General features: G+C 57.2%; 11 protein-coding genes. All 11 read right to left on the bottom strand.

Going from position 1 to position 12,763, the window contains the following annotated elements; genetic code table 11:
- Positions 1–16: 16 nt before the first annotated feature.
- Positions 17–1,084 (bottom strand): undecaprenyldiphospho-muramoylpentapeptide beta-N-acetylglucosaminyltransferase, encoded by a 1,068-nt coding sequence (gene murG / locus FHC49_RS20525; RefSeq protein WP_220440741.1) that lies wholly within the window; start codon positions 1,082–1,084, stop codon positions 17–19.
- Positions 1,081–2,352 (bottom strand): cell division protein FtsW, encoded by a 1,272-nt coding sequence (ftsW, locus tag FHC49_RS20520; RefSeq protein WP_185668550.1) that lies wholly within the window; start codon positions 2,350–2,352, stop codon positions 1,081–1,083. The genes murG and ftsW overlap by 4 nt, the downstream gene beginning before the upstream one ends.
- Positions 2,352–3,668, bottom strand: a complete 1,317-nt coding sequence (murD, locus tag FHC49_RS20515) for a UDP-N-acetylmuramoyl-L-alanine--D-glutamate ligase (RefSeq protein WP_220440740.1) — start codon at positions 3,666–3,668, stop codon at positions 2,352–2,354. The genes ftsW and murD overlap by 1 nt, the downstream gene beginning before the upstream one ends.
- Before the next feature lie 2 nt (positions 3,669–3,670).
- Positions 3,671–4,753 (bottom strand): phospho-N-acetylmuramoyl-pentapeptide-transferase, encoded by a 1,083-nt coding sequence (gene mraY / locus FHC49_RS20510; RefSeq protein ID WP_035893027.1) that lies wholly within the window; start codon positions 4,751–4,753, stop codon positions 3,671–3,673.
- Positions 4,747–6,105, bottom strand: coding sequence for a UDP-N-acetylmuramoyl-tripeptide--D-alanyl-D-alanine ligase (gene murF / locus FHC49_RS20505; protein WP_220440739.1), 1,359 nt, complete (start codon positions 6,103–6,105; stop codon positions 4,747–4,749). Before murF ends, mraY begins: the two co-directional genes overlap by 7 nt.
- Positions 6,102–7,589 carry a UDP-N-acetylmuramoyl-L-alanyl-D-glutamate--2,6-diaminopimelate ligase gene (gene murE, locus FHC49_RS20500; RefSeq protein WP_185668555.1) on the bottom strand — a complete coding sequence of 496 codons (1,488 nt, stop codon included), beginning with the start codon at positions 7,587–7,589 and terminating at the stop codon, positions 6,102–6,104. Before murE ends, murF begins: the two co-directional genes overlap by 4 nt.
- Entirely contained in the window at positions 7,576–9,345 is a 1,770-nt protein-coding gene (locus FHC49_RS20495; RefSeq protein WP_185668557.1) for a peptidoglycan glycosyltransferase FtsI, read from the bottom strand. Before FHC49_RS20495 ends, murE begins: the two co-directional genes overlap by 14 nt.
- A 15-nt stretch (positions 9,346–9,360) precedes the next feature.
- A complete protein-coding gene (ftsL, locus tag FHC49_RS20490; protein ID WP_220440738.1) occupies positions 9,361–9,726 on the bottom strand; it encodes a cell division protein FtsL in 366 nt (121 codons plus the stop codon).
- Positions 9,723–10,664: a 16S rRNA (cytosine(1402)-N(4))-methyltransferase RsmH gene (gene rsmH / locus FHC49_RS20485; protein ID WP_185668559.1), complete on the bottom strand. Its 942-nt coding sequence runs from the start codon at positions 10,662–10,664 to the stop codon at positions 9,723–9,725. The genes ftsL and rsmH overlap by 4 nt, the downstream gene beginning before the upstream one ends.
- A 2-nt stretch (positions 10,665–10,666) precedes the next feature.
- Positions 10,667–11,125: a division/cell wall cluster transcriptional repressor MraZ gene (gene mraZ, locus FHC49_RS20480; RefSeq protein WP_185668561.1), complete on the bottom strand. Its 459-nt coding sequence runs from the start codon at positions 11,123–11,125 to the stop codon at positions 10,667–10,669.
- Positions 11,126–11,717: 592 nt separating this feature from the next.
- Entirely contained in the window at positions 11,718–12,722 is a 1,005-nt protein-coding gene (cra, locus tag FHC49_RS20475; RefSeq protein ID WP_185668563.1) for a catabolite repressor/activator, read from the bottom strand.
- Positions 12,723–12,763: the final 41 nt, after the last annotated feature.

The following is a 12,763-nucleotide window of genomic DNA, read 5'->3' as shown; positions in this document are numbered from 1 at the left end:
AACTGCGCCGCGATGATTAAGCCTTTGCAGCCAGGCTTACTTCTTTTGCTACCCGTTCGGTAGCGTCCGGGATGGCCGTCGCACGAGCACGCTCAGCCATCTCTAATAATGTGTTGCGATCCCAGCTTGCCAGCGTGTCAGCGACCGCTTGCGCCGTAAACTGCGGCTGCTCGAAGATCTTCGCCGCGCCGGCTTTCTCCAGCGGCAGCGCATTCCAGTACTGCTGACGGTCCTTATGCTGGAACGGCACGAAGATAGCAGGCAGCCCCGCTGCCGCAATCTCACTGACCGTCAGCGCGCCGGAGCGGCAGACGACGACATCAGCCCACGCGTACGCTTCGGCCATGTCATCAATGAATTCGGTTACTTTATGCTGCGGTTGACCGACATCGGCATAAGCCTGCTCAACGGTCTGCTGACCGCCTTTGCCGCTCTGGTGCCAGATGGTCACCGCCTCACCCAAACGTTGCGCCACCTGAGGCAGAGTCTGGTTGAGAATACGCGCCCCCTGAGAGCCGCCAACGACCAGTACGCGAATCGGGCCTTCGCGGCCGACCAGACGCTGTTCCGGCAGCGGCAGCGCCAGCACATCAACACGCACCGGGTTGCCGACCACTTCCGCATTCGGGAACGCGCCCGGGAAGGCCTGCATCACTTTGGTGGCAATCTTCGCCAGCCATTTGTTCGTCAAGCCAGCAATGCCGTTCTGCTCGTGCAGGACAACCGGAATACCCAGTGACCACGCCGCCAGACCGCCCGGCCCGGAAACATACCCGCCCATTCCCAGCACCACGTCCGGCTTAAAGCGTTTCATGATCACGCGCGCCTGACGCCAGGCGTTAAAAATACGCATCGGCGCCAGCAGTAGCGCCTTCAAACCTTTGCCGCGCAGGCCGGAAATATGGATAAAATCAATCTCGATGCCATGTTTTGGCACCAGGTCGGCTTCCATACGATCCGCGGTTCCCAGCCAGCGTACTTGCCAGCCCTGATCCATTAAATGGTGCGCAACCGCCAGCCCCGGGAACACGTGTCCACCGGTACCGCCCGCCATCACCATTAACCGCTTTGTTTGACCGCTCATCGAGAACCTCGGGTAAACGCCTGGGCTTTTTCCAGACGCGTTTCATAATCAATACGTAATAAGAACATGATGGCTGTCGACATAATCAGAAGACTGGAGCCACCGTAGCTTATCAACGGTAGGGTCAGGCCCTTGGTCGGTAACATCCCGGCCGCCGCCCCTACGTTGACCAACGCCTGGAAGCTGAACCATATGCCAATTGCGCAAGCCAGGAAGCCAGAAAAACGTTGGTTTATCTCCAGCGCTTTGCGACCAATGGACATGGCGCGGAAAGCGACGAAGAATACCATTAAAAGTGCCAGTACCACACCGATATAACCCAATTCCTCGCCAATGATGGCGAAGATGAAGTCGGTATGTGCCTCCGGCAGATACTCCAGTTTCTGCACCGAGTTGCCTAACCCCTGGCCCCACATCTCACCGCGCCCGAAGGCCATCAGCGACTGCGTCAGCTGGTAACCGCTGCCGAACGGGTCTTCCCACGGGTTCCAGAACGAGGTCACGCGGCGAATACGGTACGGTTCGGCGAGGATCAGCAGCACCACGGCCGAGATACCCATGCCGATGATGGCGATGAACTGCCACAGCTTGGCGCCTGCGAGGAACAGCATCGCCAGGGTGGTCACAAACAGCACCACGACGGTACCGAGGTCCGGCTGCGCCAGCAGTAAAATTGCCAGCACGAAAATCACGCCCATCGGCTTTAAGAAGCCGCGCAGGTTGTTGCGCACCTCGTCGGCTTTACGCACCAGATAGTTGGCGATATAGCAAAACAGCGACAGCTTGGTCAGCTCGGCAGGCTGGATACGCAGCGGGCCGAAGGCAATCCAGCGCGATGCCCCGTTAACCGAGCTCCCGACCACCAGTACAATCAGCAACATACCAATAGAAGCAATCAGCATGAACGTACTGTGCTTCTGCCAGAACGACATCGGCAGCCGCAGCGTCACCAGCGCCAGCACAAACGCCAGCAAAATATAGAGACCGTCACGCTTGGCGAACAGGAACGGATCGTTCGCCAGACGCTGACCCACCGGCATCGACGCCGAGGTCACCATAATAAAACCAATCGCCGCCAGGCCAAGCGTCAGCCACAGCAGCGTGCGGTCGTACATAATCAGGCTATCGGTATCTTTCTCCCGAGAGCCCATCACCCAGCCCTTAAGCGCGGCAAACATCCAACCAAACAGCCATGCGAAAATACGCATGCCCGGCAGACGCGGCAGCCTCAGTCGAGGCAGTCTCAGGCGCGGGAGCGATAAACGCATCAACCTAACTCCTTCGCCAGGCGAGCAAACACGTCGCCGCGCTGTTCAAAGCTTTTAAACTGATCGAGGCTGGCGCAGGCCGGAGACAGTAGCACCATATCGCCCGCGTTGACCTGCGGCGCAATCAGGCGCATTGCCTCTTCCATGGTGTTCGTTTGGGTGGCGATTTCCGGACGCAGCGCGGCCAGTTCACCGCCGTCGCGGCCAAAGCAGTAAAGACGAATGTTATCGCCGGTCAGGTAGCGGCGCAGCGGTTCGAAATCGGCCGATTTACCGTCGCCGCCCAGCAGCAGATACAACGTTCCCGCTACGTGCAGGCCGTTTAAGGCCGCTTCGGTACTGCCGACGTTGGTCGCTTTCGAGTCGTTAATCCAGCGCACACCACGGTGATCGAGCACAATCTGGAAACGGTGAGCCAGCCCGGTAAAGGTGGTCAGCGCTTTCAGGCTGGTCGCGCGCGGCAGGCCAACGGCATCCGCCAGCGCCAGCGCCGCCAGGGCGTTGCTGTAGTTATGCTGCCCGGTGAGCGGCATCTCTTTAACGTTCAATACCTTTTCACCCTTCACGCGCAGCCAGGTTTCCCCCTGCTGGCGATTCAGGTGATAGTCACCAACGTCCACGCCGAAGCTTACGCAGCGCTCGTCCGCACCACGCACTGGCATGGTCAGGCCGTCATCGGCGTTCACAACGCAGACTTTGGCGTTTTCATAGATACGCAGTTTCGCCGCACGGTACTGCTGCAGCCCCAGCGGATAGCGATCCATATGATCTTCGGTGACGTTCAGAATGGTCGCCGCCGCGGCATGCAGGCTTGAGGTGGTTTCCAGCTGGAAGCTGGAAAGCTCAAGCACGTAAAGTTCGCGGGCCGGGTCCAGTAGCATCAGCGCAGGCAGGCCAATGTTTCCGCCAACGCCGACATTTACGCCCGCCGCTTTAGCCATCTCGCCAATCAGCGTGGTGACGGTGCTTTTACCGTTGGAGCCGGTAATGGCCACAATCGGTGCCTGCGCTTCGCGGCAGAACAGTTCAATATCACCGACGATTTCAATACCGGCATCCGCCGCGAGACTCAGCGACGGGTTTGCCAGCGCCATACCGGGGCTGGCAACGATCAGATCGGCCGCCATCAGCCAGTCTTCATTTAGCCCGCCGACGTAGCGTTCAACCGCTTCCGGCAGCTTATCCAGACCGGGTGGCGTCGCTCGGGTATCCATCACGCGTGGCGTAACGTTCTGCGCAAGGAAGAAATCCACGCAGGAGAGCCCGGTCAGTCCAAGACCAATGATGACGACGTTTTTACCCTGGTAATCTGCCATGATTAACGTACCTTCAGCGTTGCCAGGCCAATCAGGACCAGCATCAGCGAAATAATCCAGAAGCGCACGATAACGCGCGGCTCCGGCCAGCCTTTCAGTTCATAGTGGTGGTGAATCGGCGCCATACGGAAGATGCGCTGACCGCGCAGCTTGAAGGAACCTACCTGCAGAATCACCGACAGGGTTTCCACCACGAAGACGCCGCCCATGATCACCAGCAGGAACTCCTGACGCAGCAGCACGGCGATAATGCCCAGCGCGCCGCCCAGCGCCAGCGAACCAACGTCGCCCATAAAGACCTGCGCTGGATAGGTGTTGAACCACAGGAAGCCTAAGCCTGCACCGACAATCGCCGTACAGACGATCACCAGCTCACCGGCGTGGCGCAGGTAAGGAATGTGCAGATAGCTCGCAAAGTTCATGTTACCGGTCGCCCACGCCACCAGCGCAAAGCCCGCCGCCACAAAGACGGTCGGCATAATGGCCAGGCCGTCGAGGCCATCGGTCAGGTTAACGGCGTTGCCGGTACCCACGATCACGAAATAGGCCAGTAGGATGTAGAGCAAGCCGAGCTGCGGCATGATGTCCTTGAAGAACGGCACCACCAGCTCGGTAGCCGGCGTATCTTTACCGGCAAGGTACAGCGCGAAGGCGACGCCCAGCGCAATCACCGACATCCAGAAGTATTTCCAGCGCGCGATAAGCCCTTTGGTGTCTTTACGAACCACTTTGCGGTAGTCATCGACAAAACCAATAATGCCGTAGCCAATCAGCACCGTCAGTACGCACCAGACGTACGGGTTTGACGGGTAGGCCCACAGAAGCACGGAGACCGTAATCGCGGTCAGGATCATGATCCCGCCCATCGTTGGGGTACCGCGTTTACTGAAGTGAGATTCAGGACCGTCGTTACGAACAACCTGACCAAACGACATTTTTTGCAGACGGGCGATCATGCGCGGGCCCATCCACAAAGAGATGAACAGCGCGGTCAGCAGGCTGACGATGGCGCGAAACGTCAGATAGGAAAAGACGTTAAAGCCGGAATAATATTTGACCAGATGTTCGGCCAGCCACACTAACATGTCCCATTCTCCTGTAATGCGCGTACGACCTCTTCCATGGCAGCACTGCGTGATCCTTTCACCAGAATGGTGATAGATTTGTGTTCGTTAATCAGCATGTTAAGACGAGCAATTGCCGATGCTTTATCGGTGAAGTGCTCCCCTGCCCCGCTAGCATCGCTGATCGCCTGGCTTAATTTGCCAACGCTCAGTACGCGGTCAATACCCGCCGCTTTCGCCGCTTCGCCAACCTGAATGTGGCAAGCCTCGCTCTCAGCGCCCAACTCAGCCATATCGCCGACCACCAGTACGCGGTAGCCCGGCATTTCAGACAGCACCTGTACCGCGGCCGTCATCGAACCAACGTTAGCGTTGTAGGAGTCATCCAGCACCAGTTGGCTGTCCGTCAGGTGAATCGGGAACAGGCGACCCGGCACCGCTTTCAGATGCGCCAGACCGGCTTTCACCGCGTTCAGGTCAGCGCCCACAGCGGTTGCCAGCGCGGTTGCAGCCAGCGCATTGGCGATGTTATGGCGACCCGGCAGCGGCAACAGCACGTCGGTGCTACCGTTCGGCGTATGCAACGTAAATTCCGTACCCTGCGAGGTTATGCGCACGTCAGCAGCGCTGAAATCGCTCCCCGCCGCGTTGGGTGAGAAACGCCAGACGGTACGATCGCCGATGACCTGCTGCCAGTTGGCCCAGTCGTTGTTATCAGCGTTCAGAATCGCAATGCCGCTATCCGGCAGGCCGGTGAAGATCTCACCCTTCGCTTTCGCAACGCCCGCCAGAGAGCCAAAACCTTCCAGATGCGCCGCCGCCAGGTTGTTCACCAGCGCGGCTTCCGGGCGGGTCAAACTCACGGTCCAGGCGATTTCTCCCTGGTGGTTTGCCCCCAGTTCAATAACCGCAAACTGATGCTCCGGCGTCAGGCGCAGTAATGTCATCGGCACACCGATGTCATTGTTTAGATTGCCCGCGGTATAAAGCGTGTTGCCGCACTGCCCCAGAATGGCGGCGGTCATCTCTTTCACCGAGGTTTTACCGGAAGAACCGGTCAGGGCGACTACGCGAGCAGGCACCTGCTGACGTACCCAGGCCGCCAGTTCGCCGAAGGCCAGACGGGTATCGCTCACTACCAGCTGCGGCAGGTCGATATCCAGCTTACGGCTGACCAACAGCGCACCTGCGCCGCCCTCTTTGGCCGTTTGCGCAAAATCATGCGCGTCAAAACGTTCGCCCTTCAGCGTCACAAACAGACAGCCCGGGGTTAATTTCCGGGTATCGGTGGTCACATCTTCAATAAGGGCATCGCTGCCGCAAAGCTCGCCGTTCAGAACGTTGGCAAGCTGGCCAAGCGTTACGCCAATCATGCCACCACTCCCAGCAGACGCGCTGCGGTAATACGGTCGGAGTAATCGAGACGACGGTTACCCACAATCTGATAATCTTCATGGCCTTTACCAGCCACCAGCACGACGTCATCTGCTTTTGCCTGCATGATGGCGTTGGTCACCGCTTCAGCGCGGCCTTCCATCACCTTCACGTGGCCGGCATCAACCATGCCCGCGAGAATGTCGTTAATGATGTCACGCGGCTCTTCGGTGCGTGGATTATCGTCGGTCACCACCACCACATCGGAAAACTCTTCGGCAATCGCTCCCATCAGTGGACGTTTGCCTTTGTCACGGTCGCCGCCGCAGCCAAAGACGCACCACAGCTTGCCGGAGCAGTGCAGGCGCGCGGCCTGCAGCGCTTTTTCCAGCGCATCCGGGGTGTGGGCGTAATCGACCACCACCGTCGGTTTGCCCGGCGCGCTAAACACTTCCATACGCCCGCAAACCGGCTGTAAACGCGCTGCGGTATTCAGCAAGTCAGCCAACGGGTAGCCCAGCGCCAGCAGCGTTGCCAGCGCCAGCAGCAGATTACTGACGTTAAACGCCCCCATCAGGCGGCTTTCAATTTCGCCTTCGCCCCAGGTGGAGTCGAAGCGGATGGTCGCGCCGCTATCGTGGTAGTTCACCGTCACGGCTTTCAGCCAGCGGCCGTGGCAGTCTGGATTAATGTGACCGTCCATGGAGACCGCAACGGCATCCGGCAGACGACCTAACCAGCGGCGGCCCACTTCATCGTCCGCGTTGACGATGGCCTGGCCGCAGTGGTGAGTGGAGTACAGCAGCCATTTCGCCGCTTCGTAGTGCTCCATATCACCATGGTAATCAAGATGATCGCGGCTCAGGTTAGTGAACACCGAGGCGGCAAACTTAAGCGCTGCCACGCGGTGTTGCACCAGGCCGTGAGAGGAAACCTCCATCGCGGCAACCGTCGCCCCCTGCTCAACCAGACCAGCCAGCACGTGCTGTACGTCGACCGCCGAGCCGGTGGTGTTTTCCGTTGGGATCACTTTATCCAGCAGGCCGTTACCGACCGTGCCCATCACCGCGCTGGTTTCACCCAGCAGTTGGCACCATTGTGCAATCAGCTGCGTGGTGGTGGTTTTACCGTTGGTCCCGGTCACGCCAATCAGGCGCAGGCTGTCGGAAGGCTCGTGGTAAAAACGCCCGGCCAGTGCCGATAAGCGCTCGTTTAACTGGCTGAGGTAGATAACCGGCACGCCGTGCATCTCGCGGATTTCACCGTCGGCGGCCTCATCTTTTGCCTCGGCTATAACAGCAGCGACACCTTGCGCAATTGCCTGCGGGATATAACGACGCCCGTCCGCCTGATGACCCACCACCGCTACGAACAGATCGCCCGATGCAGCCACACGGCTGTCGAGCGTCATCTCTCGCAGTACTCGCTCCGGCGCATTTGGCACCCACGGAGCGAGAAGGTCGCGCAAATTACGATCTGCCACCTGTACCCTCGCCTTGATTCGTTACTAATTCACTTTTATCGCCGCCCGTCGCCAGCGCATCCGGCTCAATGTTCATCGTGCGCAGTACGCCGCCCATGATGGCACCAAAGACCGGCGCGGAAACGGCGCCACCGTAGTATTTACCCGCCTGCGGGTCGTTGATCACCACCACCAGCGCAAAGCGCGGCTGGCTGGCTGGCGCAACGCCCGCGGTGTAAGCAATGTATTTGTTGATATAGCGCCCGTCCGGACCGACTTTTTTCGCCGTACCGGTTTTAATCGCGATACGGTAGCCTTTAATCGCCGCCTTCACGCCGCCGCCGCCAGGCAACGCCACGCTTTCCATCATATGAACGACGGTGCGGACAATAGATTCCGGGAAGATACGCTCGCCGGGAACCGGCGGGTCAACTTTGGTTATCGACAGCGGACGGTAGATCCCGTAGCTGCCAATCGTTGCGTAGACACGCGCTAACTGTAACGGCGTTACCATTAGCCCGTAGCCGAAAGAGAAGGTGGCCCTCTCTATGTCAGACCACCGTTGTTTTTGAGGATATAAGCCACTGCGTTCTCCGACCAACCCCAAATTGGTCGCTTTTCCCAGCCCAAAACGTGAGTAAGTATCTACTAACGCTGAGGACGGCATCGCTAACGCCAGCTTGGAAACACCGACGTTACTCGACTTCTGTAGAACCCCGGTCAGGGTCAATTCGCTGTAGCGCGCCACGTCTTTGATTTCGTGGCCGTTAATACGGTAAGGAATAGTGTTCAGCACGGTGTTTTCGCGCACCACGCCGCGCTGTAGCGCGGTCATCACCACCATTGGTTTCACCGTAGAGCCCGGTTCAAACACGTCGGTGATGGCCCGGTTACGCATGGTGTCTTTGGCGGTGCCGGTAAAGTTGTTCGGGTTATAGGACGGGCTGTTGGCCATCGCCAGCACTTCACCCGTGCTCACGTCGACCAGCACGGCGCTGCCGGATTCCGCTTTGTTAAACGCCACGGCGTTGTTCAGTTCCCGGTACACCAGCGCCTGCAGGCGTTCATCAATGCTCAACGCCAGGTTGTGCGCGGCCTGGCTGTCAGTTGAGGAGATATCTTCAATCACCCGGCCATAGCGGTCTTTACGCACGATGCGCTCGCCCGGTTGGCCGGTGAGCCACTTGTCGAAGCTCTTCTCAACCCCTTCAATCCCCTGGCTGTCAACGTTGGTGAAGCCGATGAGGTGAGCGGTTACTTCTCCGGATGGATAGTAACGGCGCGACTCTTCGCGCAGATAAATCCCCGGCAACTTGAGCTTTTTGATGTAGTCAGCCATGTCAGGGTTCACCTGACGCGCCAGATAGATAAAGCGCATGCGCGGGTTGGTGTTGATGCGGTTTGCCAACTGGTCCAGCGGGATGTTCAGCGCATCCGCCAGCGCTTTCCAGCGGTTGTTCAGCATCACGCCGCCCGCTTCATGCAGTTCTTTCGGGTCGGCCCAAATCGCTTTTACCGGCACGCTCACCGCCAGCGGGCGGCCTGAGCGGTCGGTTATCATACCGCGAGAGGTGGAAACCTGCTGAACGCGCAGGGAACGCATGTCACCTTCACGCACCAGCTTATCCGGGGCAATAATTTGTAGCCAGGCCGCACGTCCCAACAGGAACGCAAGCGCCAGAAAAATACAGCCGCAAAGCAACGCAAAACGCCAACCGATAAAGTTGGCCTGTTCTTCCTGACGTTTTGGCTTAAGCGTTTTTGCCGCTGGTTTCATGCGTTGCAATAATCCTTATTTCTGCACAACAATGTTTTCTTTTGATGGTTCAACATGTTGCATCTGCAACTTTTCGGTAGCGATACGTTCGACGCGGCTATGATCGCCAAGAGCATTCTCTTCGAGGATCAGATTTCGCCACTCAATGTCTAACGCGTCGCGCTCCAGCACCAACTGTTCTCGTTGGGCCGTTAACAGGCGGGTATGGTGGGCGGTCGTCACCACCGTTACCGCCGTGACAATGATGCAAATGAACAGACAGAGTGGCAGCTTCCCGAATTGCAAAAGGTCGTCGCGAATTACGCCAGGCAAGGCATGGCGCTCGCCGTTTCCTAACGACCCGGTTACTTTGCTTAGGGCTTCTGTCACTCTGCCGATCATGCGTTCGTCCTTTCTGCAATACGCAGTACTGAACTACGGGCACGCGGATTCTCTGCCACTTCATCTTCGCCCGGCATCAACTTGCCTAGCGCTCGTAAATGACGGCCACCCAGCTTCCTGAGTTGCTCTTCGGTCATCGGGATCCCCGCTGGAACTTGTGGACCGCGGCTTTGCTCACGCATAAAGCGTTTCACAATGCGGTCTTCCAGCGAATGGAAGCTGATGATCGACAGCCGCCCACCCGGGGCCAGCACGCCAAGCGAGCTTTTTAGCGCTTGCTCTATCTCCTCCAGCTCACTATTCACCCAAATGCGCACCGCCTGGAAGGTACGGGTTGCGGGGTGTTTGAATTTGTCTTTCACCGGCATGGCAGCCGCGATAACTTCCGCCAGCTCTTTGGTACGGGTCATCGGCTGCTCGCGATTACGCTCAACGATGGCGCGAGCGATACGTTTACCAAAGCGTTCTTCGCCGAAGGTTTTAATCACCCAGGCAATGTCCGCTTCTTCTGCCGTTTGCAGCCATTCTGCTGCTGACTGACCGCGGGTTGGGTCCATGCGCATGTCCAGCGGGCCATCGCGCATAAAGGAGAAACCACGTTCAGCGTCATCAAGCTGCGGTGAAGAAACGCCAAGATCGAGAAGGATACCGTCAATCTTGCCGACAAGGTCGCGCTCGGCAACGTAGTCCGCCAGCGCAGAGAAAGGGCCATGCACGATGGAAAAGCGTGGGTCATCGATGGTCTTCGCCACCGCGATCGCTTCTGGATCGCGGTCGATCGCAATCAAACGCCCCTGCTCGCCAAGCTGCGACAGGATAAGGCGCGAGTGACCACCGCGACCAAAGGTACCATCAATATAGATACCGTCAGGACGAATATTCAGGCCGTTAACGGCCTCATCCAGCAGTACCGTGGTGTGTTTAAAATTTTCCATCATATTTATAAGGACAAATCCTGCAATCGCTCCGACAGCGCCCCTGAAGCAGATTGCTCAGCGTCGATATCTTCCTTGACCTGTTGATACCAGGCCGTTTCATCCCACAGTTCAAATTTGTTGAACTGCCCGACCAGCATCACTTCTTTGGTCAATCCGGCGTGTTGCCGTAAAACCGGCGCAATCAATAATCGCCCGGCATTATCCATCTGGCATTCGCTAGCATGCCCTAACAGCAGTCGCTGTACGCGACGCTCAACGGGGTTCATGCTCGACAAACGCGAGAGTTTTTGCTCGATAATTTCCCATTCAGGCAGAGGATAAAGCAGCAGGCAGGGGTGATGGATGTCAATGGTACAAACCATTTGACCGGTAGCGCTCTCGACTAGCTGGTCCCGATATCGGACAGGGACGGCTAAGCGCCCTTTGCTGTCGAGATTGACTAACGTTGCCCCTCGGAACATGCCAGCTTCACCCCCGATTACCACTTTACCCCACAAATTCCCACTTTAAGGAGTTTACGGAGCAGAGGAAAAGCTTGTCAAGCCAGCATGAATGCCAACAGAGTCCAAAAAACCACTATTTGCGGCCGACAATAGCCCTGATTAATAATTATCCAACAGACGAGGCAAATTAACGCCATGAATACCCGCAAGAAAAATAGAGGCGGATTCACAAGCCGTTAACGCGACTTAATATCATCGAAAGAATATATAAAGTGTCAGTTTGCGACGCGAGCGGCATTTTAGGACATTCTGATGCTCGTTAACAGTCCCTCTGGCGCGCCCCTGCGAGGAATTCGGAGTAGAGAGATTGCCCATTCTGGTAGGTAAGCTGAGAAGTGTTTGTTATTTCGGCAATCCGCCGCGAGAATGTAACAAAATAATACACAAATAATTTAATTTTACTTTGCGTTCACATTATTAAGCACTATTCCGCGATCTTAGCGGGGGAATTAAATAGAGGGCTAACCAAAATGAAGAATTATCTGAATTAAGAATTGAATGATTTTTTTGTTCAATGAAGGCCACCGATCGTAGCCTTCATTAAGAGAGCTTATCGACGGCTCAGACTACCGCGACGGTAAAGATTACGACGAATACGGCTCAAGCCAGGCTTCGGCTTGCGCGGTTCATCGAGGCTTGCCAGCACAATCTCCAGCACGCGTTCGGCAACATCACGGTGACGCTGGGCTACCGCAAGGACCGGACATTGCAGGAAGTCGAGCAGTTCGTTATCACCAAAGGTCGCAATCGCCAGATCGGTCGGCAGCTTGCCTTCACGACGCAGCGTCACGTCCATTACCCCTTGCAGCAGCGCAAATGAGGTGGTGAACAGCGCCTGCGGCATCGGGTGCGTTTCCAGCCATTTTTCAAACAGCTGCGCCGCAGCTTCACGTTCGTAGCTATTGGCATACAGGAAGTGCACGTCGCGCGGGTCATCTTTCCAGGCGGTACGGAAGCCCTGCTCGCGCAGGAAACTTACCGACAGCTCCGGCAACGCACCAAGATAAAGAACGGTTTCTGCTGGGAAGGTACGCAGTTCTGCGGCAAGCATTTCCGCATCGTCCTGATCGGCGCCCACGACGCTGGTGAAGTGTTCGCGATCGAGCGCACGGTCAAGCGCGACAATCGGGAACGAATCGTTCGCCCAACGCTGGTAGAAAGGGTGCTCCGGTGGCAGCGACGTTGACACGATGATCGCATCAACCTGGCGTTGCAGCAGGTGCTCAATACAGCGCATTTCGTTGTCCGGCTGATCTTCCGAGCAGGCAATCAGTAACTGATAGCCGCGCTGGCGGGCCTGACGCTCAAGATAGTTTGCGATGCGCGTGTAGCTGGTGTTTTCCAGATCGGGAATCACCAGCCCAATAGAACGAGTGCGTCCTGCACGCAGACCGGCGGCTACCGCGTTAGGGTGGTAGTTATGCTCACGCACAACGGCCATCACTTTTTCGACAGTCTTGTCGCTGACGCGGTACTGCTTAGCTTTGCCGTTAATCACATAGCTGGCGGTGGTTCGGGAAACACCGGCAAGCCGGGCGATTTCATCCAGTTTCACAATTGCCCCTTGCTTTATAAGTATAATCCGTAACATCTAAA

Origin of the sequence: Kluyvera sp. EC_51 (genome assembly GCF_019584505.1) — a bacterium.
GTDB classification, from domain to species: Bacteria; Pseudomonadota; Gammaproteobacteria; order Enterobacterales; family Enterobacteriaceae; genus Kluyvera; species Kluyvera sichuanensis.
This window is presented reverse-complemented; position numbering and strand designations above follow the sequence as displayed.

Excerpts from the sequence above, each read along its gene's own strand:
- murD (WP_220440740.1), bottom strand. The coding sequence starts at position 3,668 with ATGGCAGATTACCAGGGTAAAAACGTCGTCATCATTGGTCTTGGACTG.
- ftsW (WP_185668550.1), bottom strand. The coding sequence starts at position 2,352 with ATGCGTTTATCGCTCCCGCGCCTGAGACTGCCTCGACTGAGGCTGCCG.
- mraZ (WP_185668561.1), bottom strand. The coding sequence starts at position 11,125 with ATGTTCCGAGGGGCAACGTTAGTCAATCTCGACAGCAAAGGGCGCTTA.
- murG (WP_220440741.1), bottom strand. The coding sequence starts at position 1,084 with ATGAGCGGTCAAACAAAGCGGTTAATGGTGATGGCGGGCGGTACCGGT.
- mraY (WP_035893027.1), bottom strand. The coding sequence starts at position 4,753 with ATGTTAGTGTGGCTGGCCGAACATCTGGTCAAATATTATTCCGGCTTT.
- murF (WP_220440739.1), bottom strand. The coding sequence starts at position 6,105 with ATGATTGGCGTAACGCTTGGCCAGCTTGCCAACGTTCTGAACGGCGAG.
- rsmH (WP_185668559.1), bottom strand. The coding sequence starts at position 10,664 with ATGATGGAAAATTTTAAACACACCACGGTACTGCTGGATGAGGCCGTT.
- FHC49_RS20495 (WP_185668557.1), bottom strand. The coding sequence starts at position 9,345 with ATGAAACCAGCGGCAAAAACGCTTAAGCCAAAACGTCAGGAAGAACAG.
- ftsL (WP_220440738.1), bottom strand. The coding sequence starts at position 9,726 with ATGATCGGCAGAGTGACAGAAGCCCTAAGCAAAGTAACCGGGTCGTTA.